Genomic DNA, 19,314 nt, shown 5'->3' with positions numbered 1-19,314 from the left:
ACTTCTGCCTTCACAGCTCGGGACTTGCACCCTATAGACTGCGCCCATGCTGGGCGCACATAAAAAAACACCGCCCTCTGGGGACGGTGTTTTCATGTCATCATCTGGCGCTCACGTGCTCGCCGTAGGAGTGAACGGGGTGGGCTTGGCCGCGTTCGTCCATGTAGACAAGGTGGCTCCGGTTGAATTGGGTCGGTGAGTCGAGGCCTGCTGCGGCGGCGATGCGGAACAGGCCTTCGCGCATGGTCAGGATGTAGTTGGTGACGCGGTATTTCTTTTCATCCACGACGAGCGCCTTTTGGAGGCCTTCATCGGTCGTGGCCACACCGGCGGGGCATTCGTTCGTGTGGCAGCGCAGGGCCATGATGCAGCCGACGGAAATCATGAAGCCGCGGGCGATCTGGACAAGGTCGGCGCCGAGTGCGAGTGCGACGGCCGCTTTGTCGGGGGTCGTGATTTTACCGGAGGCGATGATCTTCACCCGGTCGCGGACGCCGTGTTCACGGAGCGAGTCGTCCAGAATCGTCAGCGCGGTCTTGATCGGCAATCCGAGGCTGTCGGCCATGTCCCGGTAGGTGGCGCCGGAACCGCCTTCAGATCCGTCGACAGTGATGAAGTCCGGTCCTCTTCCGGTTTTCTGCATCCAGGATGACAGTTCATCCGCTTCGCTTTTGCTGCCGATGACGACTTTGATGCCGACCGGCTTGCCGCCGGCTTCGCGGATCTGTCCGATGAAGTCGAACATCGACGGATAGTCGGTGAATTGATTGAACCGGTTTGGGCTGTTGATGGTCGTGTAGGGCTGGACCGTCCGGATGCGGGCAATTTCCTCGGTCACTTTCGCTCCCTCCACGTGGCCGCCGCGCATCTTCGCCCCTTGGGCCAGTTTCAGTTCAAACGCCCGGACATTCGGGATGGCTGCTTTCTCCCGGACTTTTTCGATATCAAAATCACCGTCTTCCGTCCGGAAACCGAACAGGCCGGAACCGATTTGGGCAATGATTTCAGGTCCGCCTGAAAGATGGTGGTCGGACAGGCCGCCTTCGCCCGTGTTCATCCAGGCGCCTTTCGCCATTCCGATTCCCTTGGAAAGGGCGGTGATCGCATTTTTCCCGAGCGCTCCGTAGCTCATCCCCGACTGGCCGAGCAGGCTACGCGCCTTGAACGGATGCTTACAATCAGGCCCGATGACGACTGCCTCATCTGGCGGGAGCAGCCAAGGCAGGGCGGGGATCTCTTCCATGTGTTCCTTGCGGGTGAAGAGCCCCTCATCATCGATTATGTAATGCTTTGTATTGATCAGCTCCGTATTGTCCACACGCATTTCTTCGTTCTGCTTCGTGAACATCGCGTTCTTGATGTAATAGCCCGGCTCTTCGAAATCCCGCTTGGAACCGAAGCCGATCAAATTGCTTTTGTATTTGCCCGGCAACACCATCGCCAAGTATTCCTCCCGGCTGAGCGGCTTGCCTTCGTTGTCGTCCGCGAATAAGTATTGCCGGAACTCCGGACCGGTCCGTTCCAGGAAGTAGCGGACCCGCCCGAGGATCGGAAAGTTTCTCAGGATCGAGTGCTGCTTTTGCCTGCGGTCATAGAAGAAAAGCCAGACCACCGTCACGATCGGCCCGACGACGAGCAGGATAAATAAAATCATGGCTGTGAGCGACACGTTCTCAAAAAAATTGCCCAACATCAACTCTCCTTCCACTTGTAGACGATATTAAAAATTGTTTACCCTAAATCACTTTTGATAAGCTATTAAGTATGACAAAAGACATGGAAGGCGGAGGAATGAATGGTGATTGAACTGCTGATGTCGCACGCTTCCGTGCGGGACTATGAAGAAAAGGAACTGGACCGGGATACGGTCGGACGCCTTGTGCGGGCCGGCCAGCATGCGGCCAGCTCCCATTTTGTGCAGGCATACACGGTGATCCATGTGACGGATCCGGCCAAGCGCAAGGCCCTGGCCGAACTGTCGAAAAATCCAAAGCAATTCCTCGGTGCCGGCGCCGTGCTCATCTTCTGCATGGACTTCCGCCGGCTTCAAAAAGCGGCGGAACTGCACGGAGAAGCCATCAACTTTTCCAATGCGGAGGCGCTCCTCGTCGGTGTGACCGACACGGCGCTGTTCGCGCAAAACGTCGCAGTCGCGGCAGAATCTGAAGGTTACGGCATCTGCTATATCGGCGGCGTGCGAAATGCCCCTCAGGAAATCAGCGAACTGCTCAGTCTCCCGGACGGCGTCGCCCCGATGTACGGCATGACGATCGGCATCCCTGCGGTGCGCCACGAAGTGAAACCGCGCCTTCCGCTTGAGGCAGTCCTTCATGAGAATGAATACGACGAGAGAAAATACGATGAGCTTCTTCCCGAATACGACCGGACGATGCGCGATTACTATGCATCGAGAAGCGCGAATACGAAGGAAGACGACTGGACCTCCTCGATGGCCCGCTTCCTCCATAACCCCCGCCGTGTCTATATGAAGGACTTCCTGGAGAAGCGCGGATTCCGGTTTGAATGATCGGGGTTGAGTGAGGAGAGTCTGGGGGCGAGTGGCGCGAGTTGATCCGCGAGTGGCGCAAGTTGGGCACATGGCTATGCCTGCATCACCACTCACTGCCCCGATCGGATGAAGAAAGCAGGGTGAAGAATGGAATTTGAAGAAATGCTGGATAAACTCGCCGGTCGCATGGCGGCGGGCAGGCTCATTAAAGCAACGATCAGCGGTCCCCGCCGGAAATCGGAGGGGCTGCAACGCATTCGCTTAAAGCCGGTCGAACTGCACGGCGAGCTTCACGTCCAGTTCGAATATCAATATGAACGGATTCTCAAGCATGAAAATATTCCCGCGGACCAGGCGCGCGATGAACTCGGCCGGCTGCTGCGCGAGTTCAGGCAGATGCAGGCTTCATTCACCGGAGAGGACATCCAGATCCTCATGTCGAAGAAGCTCAAAGTGTCCTGGAAGGCAGATCAGACAAACAAGGAGGCGGCGGACGATCTGTCGCACAACCGCAAAAAACAGTACTTGCTTGAAGAAGGCACGCCGTACCCGTTCCTCGTCCGTCTCGGCGTCCAGACGCCCGACGGCAAAGTGAAAAAAGGCAAGATGGACAAGTTCCGGCAGATCAACCGGTTCACCGAGTTTATCGACGACAGCCTGCGCCATCTTCCGCAAGACCGGACGATCCGCATCCTCGACTTCGGATCGGGCAAGTCGTACCTGACGTTCGCCCTTTATCATTACCTTAAGATCGAGCAGAAGCTGGACGTGCTGGTGACCGGGTTGGACTTGAAGAAAGAAGTCATTGAGGACTGCCGGCAGATTGCGGCCGATCTTGGCTACGGGGACAGCCTTGAATTCCTCGTCGGCGACATCAACGATTACAATGATGAAACACAGGTCGACATGGTCGTCACGCTCCACGCGTGCGACGTGGCGACCGATGCGGCGCTCGGCCGTGCGGTCCGCTGGGGCGCAGAAGTGATCCTCAGCGTTCCGTGCTGCCAGCATGAATTGTTCAATCAGCTCGACGCCCCGGAACTCGGCGTCATGCTCCAGCATGGTTTGATCAAAGAACGGTTCGCCGCACTCGCCACCGACTCGATCCGCGCCGAACTGCTCGAGCTTGCCGGCTACGACGCCCAGCTCCTCGAGTTCATCGACATGGCGCACACGCCGAAGAACATCATGATCCGTGCCTACCGGACCGGCCGTAAACCCGGCGAAGACCAAATCCAGCGGTACAAGCAGTTCCGCGACCTGCTCGGCGCCGACCCGTTCCTCGAGCGCGAGCTGAGCGGCCGGCTTGCGAATGTGCTGGACTGATAGTGCTGCCGGGAGAAAGGTTCGCACTTAGAACGCCACGTTCGCACTTAGAGCAACGCGTTCGCACTTAGAGCGGCCCGTTCGCACTTAGAACAACGCGTTCGCACTTAGAGCGGCAGGTTCGCACTTAGAGCAACGCGTTCGCACTTAGAGCGACACGTTCGCACTTACAGCAACAACTTCGCACTTAGAACGGCAATTTCGCACTTAGAGCAACACGTTCGCACTTAGAGCAACACGTTCGCACTTAGAGCAGCAAGTTCGCACTTAGACCGACGCGTTCGCACTTACAGCCACCACTTCGCACTTATAACTGCAACTTCGCACTTACAGCGACAACTTCGCACCCCCCTGGCCTGTCCGCCCGCGGCAGGCCGTACCAACGACCAACAGAATGGAGTGCATCCAAATGGAACTGATTCAAAAAATCGAAGAAGCAAAAGAGTTCATCTGCAAAAAGACGGACCACCGGCCGGATACGGGGCTCATCCTCGGATCGGGGCTCGGTTCGCTTGCGGATGAAATTGAAGAGGCCGTGCACATTCCGTATTCGGAGATTCCGCATTTTGCGAAGTCCGGTGCGGTCGGGCATGCGAATGAGCTGGTGATCGGCCGGCTGAACGGCCGGACGGTGGCGGCGATGAAGGGCCGCTTCCACTATTACGAAGGGTTCACGCTTGAGGAAGTGACGTTCCCCGTGCGCGTGATGAAGGCGATCGGCGTGTCGGAGCTGATCATCACGAATGCGTGCGGATCGGTGAATGAAGGCTTCAAGCCGGGCGACCTGATGCTGATCACCGACCACCTGAATCTGACGGGGACCAATCCGCTTATCGGACCGAACATCGATGAGCTCGGCACCCGCTTCCCGGATCTGACCCGGGCCTACGACAAAGAGCTGCGCGGTCTGGCAACCCGGACGGCAGACAAGCTCGGATTCAGCCTCCGCGAAGGGGTGTATGCGTGGTGGAGCGGCCCGGCGTATGAGACGCCGGCCGAGATCCGGATGATCCGCACGCTCGGCGCCGATGCGGTCGGCATGTCGACCGTGCCGGAAGCGATCGTCGCGGCACATGCTGGACTGCGGGTGCTCGGCATCTCCTGCCTGACGAACATGGCGGCGGGCATCCTCGACCAGCCGCTCAGCCACGATGAAGTGATCGAAGTGGCCGCGAATGTGCGTGAAAAGTTTGTCGGACTTGTGAAAGGCGTACTGGAAGAAATGAAATAATGCACAGAAAACCGGTGATCCCCGTGGGTCACCGGTTTCTTTTTGTATACTTTCCTGCTATGATGGGTAAGGTTAAAATATTCTGAACAAACTGAAAGGTGTGCTGAAACTTGAACCAAAATCAATCATTCGCTGAACGGCTGAAGGAGCTTCGCCTGCAGGGCGGGATGTCCCCGGAAGAACTGGCGAAGCGGATCGGAGTGGCCAAGAGCCTGATCTGGACTCTTGAAAACGGGAAAAAGCAGCCGACGTTCTTCCAGCTCCTGCTCATCGCGGATGTATTCCAGGTGACGACCGATTTCCTGCTTGACCGTGATGTGATGTCCGTCGATGTCCCAAAATCGGCTGACCGTCTTATCAGCCAATATGAACTGTGCCTGGACGGTGAGCCGCTGTCAAGGGAGGAGCTGCTCGACGCCATGTCGTTCATCCGGACCAAGCGGATGGACAGCGGAATGGAAGCCGGCGTCACTTGACGGCTGCCGGCCGGTCACTTGCCGATCATCCGCCTGATCTCCGCTTCCCCCGCCTTGTCGCCCGCGCGACGGAACGCGTCAAGGGCGAGCTCCCAGGCAGTGGTCGGGTCGTGGTGCATCACCCGGCTCGCCTTCCCGATGCCTCTCCAGGCACATCCGGTGCAAATATCGTCACCCGCCGCCTTCCCTTGCCTGAGGGCCAGCCGGAAGTGTGCGAGCGCTTTTTCCGATTCGCCTTCCAATAAATCCAGCTCTCCGAATTCGTACGAGTTGGCGGAAAAGCCGGTTTGATCATCCGGGAGCCGGTCTTTGCGGAATTCCAGCTCTTGCTCAAACCAAGCACGGGCCTTTCGGGAATCCCCGGCAAGCCGGCAAGTCATGCCGAGCTGATGCATGGCGACGGCGATGTCTTCCGCCGCATCCTGCTCGCCCGCCCGTCGAAGCAGCTCTCCGTACAAGCCGATCGCTTCTTCAAACTCCCCCTTCATCGCCAGCGTGAACGCGAGCATATGCATGGGCGACTGCTCCGCGTCAGTACCGGAAGCTTCCGCAAGTCTTGCCCGGTACAGCCGTTCCGCCTCCGTCCAGTCCCCCCGGTCAAATGCCTCAAATGCCTCGTCGGCCGTCATTCCTCCAGCACCACTTTTGCGAATGTATAACCGTCCCGCCCGGCCGTTCCCTCAATACGGACCGGCAGCGGCTCACGGAAAACCGGACCGCCCGTCACAAGCGTATGAAATTCCCCTGATTCCCCGCACGGATCGATCCCCCGCTCCTCCATGTCGCGGATGAGTTCAGCATCAAACGGCCGGCCGACCCATTCGGACGGAAACCGCCCGTCCTGCCCGACAACGACCAACGCACGGAAGCCGGCGGCGAGGAACGCTTCCACGACTTCCTTGCGGCTCATCCCCCAAAGCGGATGCTCCGCCGTCATTCCTTTCTCGGCGCATGTGTCCCGAACCCACTTCAGGTGATCCTCCAGATCGACGTCGCCGAACACTCCTGTCCGGATGCCGGCCTCCCGGATCTCCTCAAGCCCCGCCAGAAATTCGTCCTTGTAATCCGTCCAGCCCGCACGACGGATGACGAGCGGCACCTCAAGCCGATCCGCCTGCGCACGGATGATCGATTCGCTCACCGCATGCGACTTCGACCGGTCGCCCTCCCCGTCGAACATCGTCAGCAGCCGCTCCGGCCTGCCGCCGTTTTGGACTGCCATGTGAAATGCGAGCGCCGAGTCCTTCCCGCCGCTCCATGAACTGAAAAATGGCTGATCCTTCAATCTTATCTCCCCTTTCCGTTACCGCGAGTTTATCACACAAAGGAGACTACGTGAGGCGCCCATTTACTTCGTCTTCAGCCTCTTCTATAATGGAATGAAATCAGAAAAGTCAGTCTGAATCTTGGAGCAGCCGCCCCCTGAGGCCGCTCCGCTATAGGAAGGAGCCAGCCCGAGTGTCCAACGCGAATTGATCCCCCATGACCAACTGCATAATTAAAAAATCAGGGGGATCCAAATGTTTTCCAAAAACAATTTCGCCATCCTGACTGCCGGGCAGTCAGTGGCGAATGTCGGCGATATCCTATATATCGTCTCTGTCATCAATTTCGTCTTTTCGCTGACGGGTTCCGCGGCGGCGGCTTTCCGTCGTGCCGTTCACGATGACGTCCGGCATGTTCCTGTCGGGCATCCTGACCCCGCTGCTCACCAGCAGGTTCCGCCTCAACCGGCTCCTGGCCGCCTCTCAGATCATGAAGGCCATTTTCACCACCGGATTCGCCGCCATTCTGCCATTCATCAATCCGGGCAACTACTGGCTGATCTTCATTGCCATTTTGCTGACCGCCCTCTGCGACGGCTTTGCGAATCCCATTTCCCAGGCGCTGATTCCGCATTACGTCGAAGCAGACCAGCTCGTGAAGGCGAACGGGATATTTGAAGGCGTCTATCAGACGATCAATACCGGCGTGTGGCTTGCCGGCGGGAGATTTCTGTTGTTTTTGAATTCCGGGCAGCTGATCTGGGTCGTAGCGGCCTTGTCCCTGTTCTCCAGCCTGCTGCTCTGCCTGCTTGAAGGAACGGCAACCGGCACGGAGGAAGACCGTCAGCAAGGCCTGCATCCGATCAAGGATGGCTGGCACACTTTGTTCCGGACACCCGTCCTGAAAAAGATCGCACGCGTCGAACTCCTCGAAACGATCGGCGGGACCGTCTGGATCGCGGCAATCCTATATGTATATGTCGAAGAAGTGCTGAACACCGGCCGGCAGTGGTGGGGATTCATCAACGGGCTGTTCTTCTGCGGGCTCATTCTCGGCGGGCTGCTGTTTGTCCGGTTCGATCGTTTTGCAGACCGTCATCTGCCAAAGCTGATCATCACAGGACTGTTCGGAGGAGCCGCGGCCACCGCCTTGTTCGGACTCAACTCATCACCCATGGCCGCCCTGCTCCTCTCCCTCATCGTCGGGCTCGCCGGACAGATGGTCGCGATTCCGAAACAGACCCTCATCCAGACGAGCGTCCCCGAAAGCAGGCTGGCCAACGTCTATGCATCCCTGGGCGTGCTCGGCACCGCCGTGTTCGGAATCGCCTCGCTCTTGATCGGCATCACCGTAGATTGGCTCGGCGTCAGAGCGGTATTTCTAATCTCGTCCGCGGCGCTTCTCGCAGCGGCTGTCCTTGTCTTCTCCAGCAGGAAGATTTTCGTCCGAAGCACCCCATAAAATCGGCGGAACCCGCACCACACGGGTTCCGCCTTTTTTGTTGAAAATAAAAAACCGGCCCCTCACGCGGGCATCGGCGTTGGGGTCGGTTTGGCAAAGCCTTCTTTATAGGTTTCATCGATGGTTTCGCGGATTTCCTTCAGTGATTTGCCGTCCTTCGCCATCTTTACGGAATCGACGGCGATTTCCAGGCAAGTGAGGCAGCGCGTGCCGTGGTCGTCCCAGACGACCGAGCCGTCTTCCTTCACTTCGGAGATGAAGCAGTTCAGGTTGCTTTTGTGGCCGGCGCTGTCCCCGCAGCCGCAGTAGCACGGCATCCATTCGAGAATGTCGGTCGCGGCCCCCGCCACCTGGTAGACGAGCCGCATGTCTTCCGGTTTGTCATCGAGGAATGAAGGCAGTTCATCCGCGGACGCCGTCACTTCCTGGAGGTCGCCGTTCGCCACCACGACTTGGCCTTCCTTCACTTCGCGTTCGGCCGGTGCCGCATGGTCGTGTCCCGCATGTGCTTCTGCGTCCTTCTCCGGCTTCTCTTTCGCCGCTTCATTGCCGCAGGCGGAGAGGATGAGGCCCGCAGCCGCGAGTAGATAAATGAGCTTCTTTTTCATATCTGAAGTTCACTCCTTTGGCACCACTATACCGGATGGCGGACGGGAAGTGGAGTGACAACTTATCGAAAAGTCCGGCTGAGTACAGCGAATAGAGCGTTGATTGAAGAAACGTTATCTTTATCCGGCCAAGCGTTATCTTTATCACACGAATCGTTATCTTTATCTGCAGAAGCGTTATCTTTATCCGCCGGACCGCTCCCAAAAACACTAAAACAGCCGGAGACATGAGTCCCCGGCTGCTTCATGTATTCCTATTAACGTCCGATCATCTTCGACGGAACGACCCATTCGTCGAACTGTTCGGCTGTGAGGAGGCCGGATTTGACGGCGGATTCCTTCAGCGTGGTGCCTTCCGCGTGTGCGGTTTTCGCGATTTTCGCCGCATTTTCATAACCGATGTGCGGGTTGAGCGCGGTGACGAGCATGAGCGAGTTGTCCAGGAGTTCCTGGATCTTCTCTTTGTTCGGCTCGATGCCGACTGCGCAGTTGTTGTTGAAGCTGATCATCGCGTCGGACAGGAGGCGGACCGACTGGAGGAAGTTGTAGGCGATGACCGGCTTGAATACGTTCAGTTCGAAGTTGCCCTGGCTTGCGGCAAATCCGATTGTCGCGTCGTTCCCCATGACCTGGGCGACGACCATCGTGAGCGCTTCGCTCTGTGTCGGGTTCACTTTGCCCGGCATGATCGAGCTGCCCGGCTCGTTCGCGGGAATCGTGATTTCGCCGATCCCCGAGCGCGGGCCGCTTGCGAGCCAGCGCACGTCGTTTGCGATTTTCATGAGGTCCGCCGCGAGCGCCTTGACCGCGCCGTGTGTGAAGACGGCCTCGTCATAGCTCGTGAGCGCCTGGAATTTATTTTCCGCGGATGTGAACTTGATGCCGACCTGTTCGCTGATCTGGGCTGCCACCTGGTCGCCGAAGCCTTCCGGTGCGTTGAGGCCCGTGCCGACCGCCGTACCGCCGATCGCAAGTTCCTTCATTTGCTCGACCGCCTGCTCGACCATCACACGGTCTTTTTCCAGCATGCGCACCCAGCCGCTGATTTCCTGGCCGAGTGTGAGCGGCGTTGCATCCTGCAGGTGCGTCCGGCCGATCTTGATGACATCGTCGAATTCCTTCGCCTTCTTATCGAGTGTCTCTTTGAGAACATCGATCGCCGGCAGGAGGTTCTCGATGACCGACGTGACGGATGCCACGTGGAGCGCCGTCGGGAATGTGTCGTTCGACGACTGGGACTTGTTCACGTCATCGTTCGGGTGGAGGCGGTCTTCCTCGCCCCACTCCTCAAGCAGCTCGTTGCCACGGTGTGCGAGCACTTCGTTCATGTTCATGTTCGACTGCGTGCCGGAGCCGGTCTGCCAGACGACGAGCGGGAAGTTGTCGTCGAGCTCGCCTTCAAGAACCTCGTCGGCTGCCGCTGAAATCGCCTTCGCCTTTGCGTCGGACAGGTTGCCGAGCTTGTTGCTCGTGATCGCCGCCGCTTTCTTCAGGTGAGCGAACGCCTTGACGATCTCCTTCGGCATCTTTTCCCCGCCGATCCGGAAGTTCTGCTTGCTCCGCTGGGTCTGCGCGCCCCACAGCTTGTCCGCCGGCACTTTGATTTCGCCGATCGTATCATGTTCGATGCGGTATTCCATCATTCCTCATCCTTTCCGTCTCTATCGATTCAATCCACCCTCTATTTTGCTACATTTCCGCCGGGGATACAATAGAGGGGCGTGCGGTGCGGTGGCAGGGGCCAATTCCCAAAAAAGAGGAGCCGAAGCCCCTCCTTCATACGTCCCATTAAAGTTCATGCCGGAGCGCGCCGATCACGTCCGTCTTCGTCGCTTTTCTTGCCGGGCGCCAGCCGGAGATCATGGCGACGCCGAGGCTGATGGCCGATGCGATGAGGACGAGCTGCCACGGGATGACGGAGAACGTCACGCCGAGGTCGGCGCCGTCTTCCCCGAGGGCCGCCGTCACGATGACCGGCAGCACGGCATTTGCGGCAAAGCTCACACCGTAGGAGATGACGACCGCGATCGCGGTCCCGACAATTCCGATCCAGGCGCTTTCCATGAGGAAGAGCCGCTGGATGAGCTTCGGCCCTGCACCGAGCGCCTTCATGACGCCGATTTCCCGCGTGCGTTCCGTGACCGCCATCGTCATCGTGTTGAAGATGCCGATCGAGGCGATCAGGATGGCGATCGTGCCGACAAAGACGAGGCCCGCCTTGAGTGCCAGGAAGAAGACGTCGAGCTGCTCGATCTCCTCTGATACCGAGTAGACCGAATAGCCGTCATCCTTCAAAGCAGTAGTGACACCCTTGACGTTTTCCAGCTTGTCGACGTACACGTTCACCTGCGGATAAGTGAACGGCTCTGCTTCCACGCCTTCCTCCGGCTCCGGGGAAACGGCGGCAAAGCCCTTTTCCATCTCGGGCATCAGCCGGTTGTCCATGTACAGATAGCCGTCAAATGCCCAGTCTTTGCCGGGGGCTTCCTTGATGCCGACGATCTTGAGCGGCCACTCCTCCGACACCGCACCTTCTTCAAGCGGATCAAACCGGAATGTGACCGTCTTTCCGAGCAGTGCTTCCTTGTAGGTCGGCAGCTCCTCGCCTTCCTTCACGGTCGCCTTTTCGTCGCTCAGCTGCTCTGCGAACCCGGAGCCGACAACGATTTCGCCCGGATTTTCCGGGAAGCGTCCTTCCGCCAGCTTGAAGCCCGAGGTCTCCTCTTCGCTAAAATCAGTGAAGTAGGCATTGAGCCCGGCCGTATAGCCATCCAGTTCTGCGAACGCGGTCGGGGACAGCTGTTTGCGGTGGACGACCGACTTCACGTGATCCATTTCCTTCATTGCATCTGTTTTGGCGTCCGTCAGTTCCTCGCTGTACACTTCCACCTGTGTGATCATCTGATTGGACAGGACTTCGTCTTTGATCGTCTTGTGCAGGCCGAACCCGACCGACGCGAGGACAATCAGGAACGCCGTGCCCATCGTGGCGGCGAGCACCGTCATGAACACACGCAGCCGGTTGCGGCGGATGTGCTGGCGGACGAAGGCGATCTGATCTTTAAATGACATGGCGGAGGCCCCCTTCCGCGAGTTCGCCGTCATGCATCCGGTACGTCCGGTCCGCGATCGCGGCGACTTCATCATCATGCGTGATGATGACGAACGTAATGCCGTACGTGCGGTTGAGCGACTGGATGAGCAGCAGGATGTCCTGCTCCGTCTCGGAGTCCAGGCTGCCGGTCGGCTCGTCCGCGAAGATGATCGGCGGCTCGGTGATCAGCGCCCGGGCGATGCCGACCCGTTGCTGCTGGCCGCCGGACAATTCGTTCGGATAATGGCTCCGGATGTCGCTCAGTCCGGTGCTTTCGAGAAGCTCTTCCACCTTCCGCCTGCGCTCGGTGGCCGGAACTCCCTTCAGCGTGAGCGGCAGCTCGACGTTTTCAAATGCCGTCAGGCCCGGCATGAGCTGAAAGTTCTGGAACACGAATCCGAAATGATCCAGCCGGTACGCCGCCCGCTGCGCTTCGTTCATCGCCGTCAGATCCGTGCCGTCCACGAGCACCTGGCCCCGGTCAGGCTGCAGGAACCCCGCGAGTATATGAAGCAGCGTCGATTTCCCGGAACCGCTCCGCCCGACGATCGACACGATCTCCCCGTCCGCCGCCTGGAGGGTCAGCCCCTTGAGGACCGGCACTTCCGTCTCCTTCCCCTTCTTGCCGACCCGGAACGAATGGGCCAGCCCTTTCACTTCGATCATGTTCATTCCTCCAATAATGAGTGCTGACTTCAGTATAGAAGGGAAATCTGAAGGAAAAGCGAGGGGGAAAATGAAGAAATTCTTAAGATAATGTTCAAAACCGGTGAATGTTAAGCAAAGGCCTTTGAATGTTAAGCAAATCGTTGTGAATGTTAAGTTTACGGACGGCATGCCATTAATTCATCTTTGCCCAATGATAATCTGGTAGGGTGGCAATTAATAAGTGATTTTTACTGAGTTCAATATCCGTAATGATGCCATGACCTACTTCAAGAAGCACCTTCACTTCCCACTCATCATCCCGGGGTTTAATTAGATAAATCACTTCATTCCCGTAAACACCAAATAAGTTATTTCCTTTATTAATCAGCTTATTGAATTCATAATCAGTTTGTATTTTATCCCACTTGCCATATTTAAGGTTTTGAACCCACAATGTATAATCTGAAAGAAGAAATAAGTGATCTCCAATCAACTCCATGTATGATGGGGTTTCTAAACCTTGAGGCAGTTCAAGGCTAATCCATTCATCATCATTTTCTATTAAAACCTCCCCGTTATTCGTCAAGAGACCGACTGCCCCTCCCTCGGAAATTTTCAAGGCGAGGAGTTCATCATATTTTGGTTTACCGACAGTGATCCATTTCCCATGTTTACTTATATATTTATAAAAATGATTATTTGATAACACTGCGATGTTGTTATTTGTTGAGTAGGCGACTTCCTCAATTTTTATTGGCATATCTTTTTTAATCTTATTTTCAAATGTATTCATGTGCCAAAGACCTGATTCAGTCGCAACGTATAGCTCATTATCCAAAATCCATTTAGTTAATACTTTTTCTTTCGCAACATTGATTGAGCTCCAATTCCTCCCGCCATCCTTGCTGAATACAGAAAAAGGCTGCACAGATAGATTAAATTGCCGGGGCTTTTCATCACCCCAAACAGCCCACTGATTTCCCTCGGTCGTTATCCCGTTAATAGCCATGGCCTTTTTCAACACTTTGAATTCTCCGGTGTCCAAATCGGCTTTGATGATTCCGCCTCCTTTCGGAACTTTGTGTAGGGCATCCGATATTTCTCCGTTCCTCGCATCAAAACTTACTCTGGCAAATAGCCCATCCGGATCATTTCCCAAAACAGTGACCGTTGGGTTTCCGCTTTCGTTATCAAGCGTAAAATGGTACCCTGTTGCCCAATCCACCCCTTTTTGCAAATTATATTGTTCTTTTGCGATTTCCAACAAATAAGGACTGTCAAATTTAATATCTCCTAAATTTACTTTCCCGAAGCTCGGACCCCTGCCCTCTTGTGTTCCACTTATTTCCCCTTTAGAAATCCCCACAAATAATTGTTGATCGGAGCTGGAGGATTCAAAACACAAAGTCCATTTGTATCGCTTTCCTTCAGTCCCCCTTGTTCCCCCCATCGTTTCGTCCACACTCGTCGCGCTGATTAAATACGCATCCTCATTCCATTTCCTTGCTTTTCTCAATCCGAGATTAATTGCTTCTCTAAGAGAGATTTCAGCACCTTTATCCAAGGTCGCTTTAATAGTATTTGAATACACTAGACTTAACGCCATTAAAATTGAAGCAAGTATCCAATATACTTTCACCCTTCCAATATTAATCACTCTCCCCCAAATTAACTCACTATTCATAGCGTATTCGGTCTAATTAAGGGAAATTCACTTAGCTGACATCTGTTTTCCAGGTAAGGTTACCAAGAACACCAAAAGCATGGAGACGGGTGGTTTAAACTCCAACCAAAACTACGAAGCTATAAAAATCGGATTGATCCTCTGCGTCCGCCCCGTCTCAAACGTGCCTCCTGCCGGCTTCTGGAATATAATGATAGATAGAAAGATAGATCAATCTTGCAACTGCCAGACGACTATTCATACTGATACCGCCGGCCTTCGCGCCGGACAAGCCGAAAGCAAGGTGGTTCCCATGTTCTGCAACATCTGCAAGCCCCAGGCAATTGAATTTGAAATCGAGTTTTCAACACCCGGCAACGAAAGGCACCTCCCGTCCATCCGCCGCTATTTGAACGAAGCCGGTCTGCTCGTCCGCGAGGAAGGCAGCCGGCTCACCGTACGGGAAGCCGCAATGAAGGGGCTCCTCGACTATATGGACCAGCATATGGACACTGCACCTATCCGCTTCCGGATCGGCGGGGAAGAGTGGCGTCCGATCGGCGAGGCCACCTCACTGTTGGATGCCCAGTGGATCGACGGAGTCATCGACCGGGAGGCCGTCCACTTTCATATCCAACCGATTGTGGACGGCAACGAAAATCTCCACGCTTATGAGATGCTGGCACGTTTTCAGGATGAACAGGGGGAACTGCTCGCCCCGTTTCCTGTTTTTGAAGCAGCGAAGACCCGCAACCGGCTTTATGCGCTCGACCGGGTCTGCCGGATCCATGCGGTCCGTCAGGCAGGGAAAGTCGGCAGCCGGGTGTTCATCAACTTCATCCCGACGTCGATTTATTCACCGGAGCATTGCCTCCAGACAACTGTCCGGATTGCACGGGAACTTGGCATCGATCCCTCCCGCTTCGTATTTGAAGTGGTCGAAACCGAGCAAGTGAATGACCTCGGCCACCTGAAGCGAATTCTCGACTTCTACAGGGAACGCGGATTCCGCTATGCGCTCGATGATATCGGTGCCGGATTCAACACGGTCGAGACGATCAGGGAGCTGAAGCCGTACTACACGAAACTCGACAGGCAATATGTCACCGGTGTCCATCTCGACCCCCAAAAGCAGATAGTCGCACTTGATGTGCTTGAAGCGACCCGGTCCACCGGCGGCGTCCCCCTCGCCGAGGGCATCGAGGATGAAGCGGAGTTCCGCTGGCTGAAAGATGCCGGATTCGAGCTGTTCCAGGGCTATCTGTTCGGGAAGCCGCGGCCGATTGCCGGTTAGGATATCCATCCAAATAAAAGCCGGAGACCGCACCTGCATCACAGGACGGTCTCCGGCTTTCTTTTCCATTAAACTTCCACGGTCTCGATATCACCCGCCGGTGATTCGTCTTCCGGCTGTGCGGCTTTCGGGCTTTCTTTCTCCCGCTTTTCCTTCATTTCAAATGCGATGTCATCGAGGCTGGGACGGAGGTTGTGCTTGCCCGAGTAGTTTTCGAGCATTTCCTTCACGTCGATGCCGGACGAGGCTTTGAGCGATTCCTGGAGTCCGGTCATGAGGCTGGTGGCGTAGCCGGTGACGCGGTTCGCGCCGCCGCCTTCGCCGCTGCCCGTGTCGACGACGGTGAGCTTGTCGATATTGCTGAGCGGTGCCGCAACGTTCTTCGCGTATTCCGGCATCATGCGGACGATCATGTCGAGGACCGCAGCCTGGCCGTACTGCTCGAACGCTTCCGCGATCTTTCGCTTCGCTTCGGCTTCGGCGAGGCCCTTCAGGCGGATGACGTCCGCTTCGGCCTCACCCTGCGCCCGCTCGGATTCGGCCTTGGCCGTTCCGTCGAGCCGGACTTTTTCGGCATCGGCTTTTGCACGGGCCTCGATGCGGTACTTCTCGGCGTCCGCCTCGGCGAGCTGCTTCGCTTTTTCCGCAGCCGCATTCTGTTCCACCGCATACCGGTCGGCGTCCGCCTTCTTCTTCACTTCCGAATCATACTGGCGCTCGCGGCGCTGAATTTCCTTCTCTTCGAGTTCGATCTGTTTCTGACGCTCAATGATGCGGACCTGCATCTCCTGCTCGGTCACTTCCTGCTTGGCACGGGCCGATTCCAGCTCGTAAGCCTGGTCGGCACGCGCTTTCGCGACGTCCTGCTCGCGCCGGTATTCGGCGACCTTCAGCTGGTTGTCCTTTTCCGATTCTGCGATTTCCGTGGCGCGCGCAAGTTCCGCCTGCATGGCATTTTTGTCGGCTTCAGCGCGCTTGATGCGCGTCTCTTTTTCCGCTTCCGCCGTCGCGATGTCGGCGTCGCGCTTCACCTGGGCGATCCGCGGCTTCCCGAGCGAGTCGAGGTAGCCGTTCTTGTCGCGGACGTCCTTGATCGTGAACGAGACGATGACGAGGCCCATCTTCGCAAGGTCGTGCGAAGCGACGCGCTGCACTTCCTGGGAAAACTTGTCACGGTTCTTGTAGATTTCTTCAACGGTCATCGACCCGAGGATCGAGCGGAGGTGGCCTTCCAGCACTTCCTTCGCCTCGTTTTCGCGGTCTTCCTTCGCCTTGCCGAGGAACTGCTCGGCGGCGGTCGCGATTTCGGTGATCGAGCCGCCGATCTTGATGATGGCGGTGCCGTCCGCCATGACCGGAACACCCTGCTCGGTATACACTTCCGGCGTCGTCACTTCGAGCTTGCTCGAAAGCAGGCTGAGCGGTGCCGCCTGCTGGAACACCGGGAGGACGAATGTTCCGCCGCCGCGGATAATCTTGATTTTATTGCCGGAACCGTCCGTGTGCACGTTCTTCGTCCCGAGGTAGCTCCCCGTGACGATGAGTGCTTCGTCCGGACCGGCCGTCCGGTAGCGCGTCACGTAGACGCCGATGATGGCGAGCAGCACGAACGCCGCAATGCCGACTGCAATCCATACCATAATTGTTTCCCCCTTTTATTAGATGTAACTGGCTTGGGCGACTGGACAAAGACGAGACGGGCGGCGGCTCACTTTGCGTCCGGAAAGCGGAACGGTTCGTATTCCTTCACGATCAGCGCCCCGTCCTCGATTTCCAGGATGAGCACTTCCTTGCCGTAGGCGATCTCCGAGTTCCCGTAGCCGGACGCCCGCTTCGGGATGAGGCCATTCACCGTCTCGATGACGACTTCGCCGAACCCGTCCGCCGGCACCGGCACGATCACCCGTCCGACCTCGCCGAGCAGCGACTCATCAGTGTAGGCGGTCGAGGCTTCCGCAGACCGGAGCGGCAGCAGCACGAAGAAATAAAGAAGGAACGATAAAACCGCCGACCCGGCTGCCGAAATCGCCAGGATGACGCCGCTTCCCATGCCGGTCGTCTTCTCCAGGATGAACCCGCCCGCCGACAGGAACGTCAGGAACGCGAGGATCACCGCAGGATTGACGAACGGCAGCGCTTCTCCCGCGCCGTCCGCCACGTCTCCGAAAAACAGGTACAGCACCGTTGCCAGGCCGGCGACCACGAGCACGATCAAATACAGCTGGGTCACCGGCAGCCCGAACACTTCCATTTCCCCCACCTCCGCCGTCTGCTTAACTAGGTATACGGGTAAGTGGTGCCCAGGGTTTCAAAAGTTCGGAAAATTTTATCGGGAGCACAGAATCTTTCGAAGACAGAGGTCTGTCTTCTTGAAGATGCGGCAAAAGGCTTGCACGAATTTCCCAGAGCTGTTATGATGATAATGAATTATTTTTGTTCGGCGTGACGTTCGGATGGACTCGGTTTCATCTTGACTGATCAGGACTTGAGCAAGGATAGTAACACACGTGTGCCACAAGCACGCAAGGAGGAAATTAACATGGAACAAGGTAAAGTAAAATGGTTTAACGCAGAAAAGGGCTTCGGCTTCATCGAACGCGAAGATGGCGACGATGTATTCGTACACTTCTCCGCTATCCAGCAAGACGGTTTCAAGTCCCTTGATGAAGGTCAAGAAGTTGAGTTCGAAATCGAAGAAGGCCCACGCGGTCTTCAAGCTGCGAACGTCGTAAAAATCTAATTTCAGATAACGACAACAAAACGCCGCCTCCTCCGGGAGACGGCGTTTTTTCATGCAATGGGATCGCGGAACGGTTGGAACGTTGATTGTATTCGCGGAACGTTGATTGTATTCGCCGGAACGTTGATTGTATCCGCCCATTACCCTCCTGCCCCCGGCACCCGGCATTCCGGCTCAAAAAGGCGCTGCCAACACGAACCCCGCCAGCAAAATCAAGACGATCAGGATATTCCACGACCGCTTCTCTCCTTCCTTCGGCCGCGCAGCCCGGTAGACGAAGGCGAGCGCAAACGCCAGGAACATATAGCGGAACAGGCTGCGGTCAAAGAATGAGGCGATCAGGATGATGAGCCCGATTCCAAGCAAGATCCATTCGGTCACAGACAGCTTTGGCACGCAATCCCTCCCTCCCGCCGGACAAATGTTTATTCTCCGGCCTCTTCTTTATCCATTCCCCAATCTTTGGCGAGTATCACTTTCAGCTCTTCAAGCCGGCCGGTGCCGAGCACTTCTTCCAGTTCCCGTTCAAGTTCTGCTTTCAGCCGCTCATTCTGTTCGAGACAAGCCATCCCGAATCCGGTCAGCCGGACACGTTTCGCTTTTTTATTCCCCTCGTCGGCGCTCACTTCGACGAGTTCTTTTTCCAAAAGTTTTTTGATGAGTTTATGGGCGGCCTGCCGTGTGATGCCGGCCTGCCGGGCAACTTCCGTGATGGTCGGTTGCTGCTGTCCGATACGGCCGATGATGAACCACTCGGAACTTGAAATCTCCATGTCCGACCTTTCTTCCCAGCGCTCCTCCGCTGCCCGGCGGAGCTGTGCATACCGCTCCCCCAGCAGATCGATCAATCGTGGTTGGCGCTTGTCCATGTGTTGTTCTTCCTCTCCGGTTCCCGTGAATTTCGTGTTAATCATGGCAAGCCCCGGCTCGTTTGTCAACCAAGTTGACCAAAATGGGAAAGTTGCGTATAATGTATGTAAACCAGGTTGACGTTTCAA

General features: G+C 56.4%; 19 protein-coding genes. 7 read left to right on the top strand and 12 right to left on the bottom strand.

The annotated features are described in order from the left end of the window. Positions 1 to 100: 100 nt before the first annotated feature. A complete protein-coding gene (locus tag ACFFIY_RS13780; RefSeq protein ID WP_354194797.1) occupies positions 101 to 1,693 on the bottom strand; it encodes an FMN-binding glutamate synthase family protein in 1,593 nt (530 codons plus the stop codon). A 102-nt stretch (positions 1,694 to 1,795) separates the two neighbouring features. Between ACFFIY_RS13780 and nfsA the strand changes: the two genes are divergently transcribed. The 4 genes from nfsA to ACFFIY_RS13760 all read left to right on the top strand — a co-directional run bounded on the left by nfsA (position 1,796) and on the right by ACFFIY_RS13760 (position 5,542). Continuing rightward, positions 1,796 to 2,527: an oxygen-insensitive NADPH nitroreductase gene (gene nfsA, locus ACFFIY_RS13775; protein ID WP_354194795.1), complete on the top strand. Its 732-nt coding sequence runs from the start codon at positions 1,796 to 1,798 to the stop codon at positions 2,525 to 2,527. A gap of 129 nt (positions 2,528 to 2,656) precedes the next feature. Further along, on the top strand, positions 2,657 to 3,835 hold the full coding sequence (locus tag ACFFIY_RS13770; RefSeq protein WP_354194793.1) for a class I SAM-dependent methyltransferase: 1,179 nt from the start codon (positions 2,657 to 2,659) through the stop codon (positions 3,833 to 3,835). Positions 3,836 to 4,244: 409 nt separating this feature from the next. Next, entirely contained in the window at positions 4,245 to 5,066 is an 822-nt protein-coding gene (locus tag ACFFIY_RS13765; protein WP_354194791.1) for a purine-nucleoside phosphorylase, read from the top strand. Positions 5,067 to 5,176: 110 nt separating this feature from the next. Continuing rightward, positions 5,177 to 5,542 carry a helix-turn-helix domain-containing protein gene (locus tag ACFFIY_RS13760; protein ID WP_354194789.1) on the top strand — a complete coding sequence of 122 codons (366 nt, stop codon included), beginning with the start codon at positions 5,177 to 5,179 and terminating at the stop codon, positions 5,540 to 5,542. 14 nt (positions 5,543 to 5,556) lie between these two features. On the opposite strand, the gene ACFFIY_RS13755 is transcribed toward ACFFIY_RS13760, so the two are convergent. After that, complete coding sequence (locus tag ACFFIY_RS13755; protein WP_354194787.1) at positions 5,557 to 6,171, bottom strand: tetratricopeptide repeat protein; 615 nt, start codon at positions 6,169 to 6,171, stop codon at positions 5,557 to 5,559. Continuing rightward, positions 6,168 to 6,827 carry a Dph6-related ATP pyrophosphatase gene (locus ACFFIY_RS13750; protein ID WP_354194785.1) on the bottom strand — a complete coding sequence of 220 codons (660 nt, stop codon included), beginning with the start codon at positions 6,825 to 6,827 and terminating at the stop codon, positions 6,168 to 6,170. The genes ACFFIY_RS13755 and ACFFIY_RS13750 overlap by 4 nt, the downstream gene beginning before the upstream one ends. Positions 6,828 to 7,195: 368 nt before the next feature. Between ACFFIY_RS13750 and ACFFIY_RS13745 the strand changes: the two genes are divergently transcribed. Continuing rightward, positions 7,196 to 8,269 (top strand): MFS transporter, encoded by a 1,074-nt coding sequence (locus ACFFIY_RS13745; protein WP_354194783.1) that lies wholly within the window; start codon positions 7,196 to 7,198, stop codon positions 8,267 to 8,269. 62 nt (positions 8,270 to 8,331) lie between these two features. On the opposite strand, the gene ACFFIY_RS13740 is transcribed toward ACFFIY_RS13745, so the two are convergent. The 5 genes from ACFFIY_RS13740 to ACFFIY_RS13720 all read right to left on the bottom strand — a co-directional run bounded on the left by ACFFIY_RS13740 (position 8,332) and on the right by ACFFIY_RS13720 (position 14,258). After that, positions 8,332 to 8,877 carry a PCYCGC motif-containing (lipo)protein gene (locus tag ACFFIY_RS13740; RefSeq protein WP_354194782.1) on the bottom strand — a complete coding sequence of 182 codons (546 nt, stop codon included), beginning with the start codon at positions 8,875 to 8,877 and terminating at the stop codon, positions 8,332 to 8,334. Positions 8,878 to 9,134: 257 nt separating this feature from the next. Further along, positions 9,135 to 10,517, bottom strand: a complete 1,383-nt coding sequence (fumC, locus tag ACFFIY_RS13735) for a class II fumarate hydratase (protein ID WP_354194847.1) — start codon at positions 10,515 to 10,517, stop codon at positions 9,135 to 9,137. A gap of 148 nt (positions 10,518 to 10,665) precedes the next feature. Beyond that, positions 10,666 to 11,949, bottom strand: coding sequence for an ABC transporter permease (locus ACFFIY_RS13730; RefSeq protein ID WP_354194781.1), 1,284 nt, complete (start codon positions 11,947 to 11,949; stop codon positions 10,666 to 10,668). After that, a complete protein-coding gene (locus ACFFIY_RS13725; RefSeq protein ID WP_354194780.1) occupies positions 11,939 to 12,637 on the bottom strand; it encodes an ABC transporter ATP-binding protein in 699 nt (232 codons plus the stop codon). Before ACFFIY_RS13725 ends, ACFFIY_RS13730 begins: the two co-directional genes overlap by 11 nt. Positions 12,638 to 12,812: 175 nt before the next feature. Beyond that, positions 12,813 to 14,258, bottom strand: a complete 1,446-nt coding sequence (locus ACFFIY_RS13720; protein WP_354194779.1) for a hypothetical protein — start codon at positions 14,256 to 14,258, stop codon at positions 12,813 to 12,815. A gap of 337 nt (positions 14,259 to 14,595) precedes the next feature. Here ACFFIY_RS13720 and ACFFIY_RS13715 point away from each other — a divergent pair, with 337 nt between their 5' ends. Then, positions 14,596 to 15,576: an EAL domain-containing protein gene (locus ACFFIY_RS13715; RefSeq protein WP_354194778.1), complete on the top strand. Its 981-nt coding sequence runs from the start codon at positions 14,596 to 14,598 to the stop codon at positions 15,574 to 15,576. Between the two features lie 68 nt (positions 15,577 to 15,644). Here the strand turns inward: ACFFIY_RS13715 and floT are convergent, their stop codons facing one another. Then, positions 15,645 to 17,216 (bottom strand): flotillin lipid rafts scaffold protein FloT, encoded by a 1,572-nt coding sequence (floT, locus tag ACFFIY_RS13710; protein WP_354194777.1) that lies wholly within the window; start codon positions 17,214 to 17,216, stop codon positions 15,645 to 15,647. A gap of 68 nt (positions 17,217 to 17,284) precedes the next feature. Next, on the bottom strand, positions 17,285 to 17,827 hold the full coding sequence (locus ACFFIY_RS13705) for an NfeD family protein (RefSeq protein ID WP_354194776.1): 543 nt from the start codon (positions 17,825 to 17,827) through the stop codon (positions 17,285 to 17,287). 288 nt (positions 17,828 to 18,115) lie between these two features. Here ACFFIY_RS13705 and ACFFIY_RS13700 point away from each other — a divergent pair, with 288 nt between their 5' ends. Continuing rightward, a complete protein-coding gene (locus ACFFIY_RS13700; RefSeq protein WP_040225409.1) occupies positions 18,116 to 18,316 on the top strand; it encodes a cold-shock protein in 201 nt (66 codons plus the stop codon). A 174-nt stretch (positions 18,317 to 18,490) separates the two neighbouring features. Here ACFFIY_RS13700 and ACFFIY_RS13695 read toward each other — a convergent pair whose 3' ends face one another. Next, positions 18,491 to 18,712 carry a hypothetical protein gene (locus ACFFIY_RS13695; RefSeq protein WP_354194774.1) on the bottom strand — a complete coding sequence of 74 codons (222 nt, stop codon included), beginning with the start codon at positions 18,710 to 18,712 and terminating at the stop codon, positions 18,491 to 18,493. 29 nt (positions 18,713 to 18,741) lie between these two features. Next, positions 18,742 to 19,185 (bottom strand): MarR family winged helix-turn-helix transcriptional regulator, encoded by a 444-nt coding sequence (locus ACFFIY_RS13690; protein WP_354194772.1) that lies wholly within the window; start codon positions 19,183 to 19,185, stop codon positions 18,742 to 18,744. Between the last annotated feature and the right edge of the window lie 129 nt (positions 19,186 to 19,314).

This window comes from Bhargavaea ullalensis, from assembly GCF_042432615.1.
In the GTDB taxonomy this organism is placed as follows: domain Bacteria; phylum Bacillota; class Bacilli; order Bacillales_A; family Planococcaceae; genus Bhargavaea; species Bhargavaea ullalensis.
This window is presented reverse-complemented; position numbering and strand designations above follow the sequence as displayed.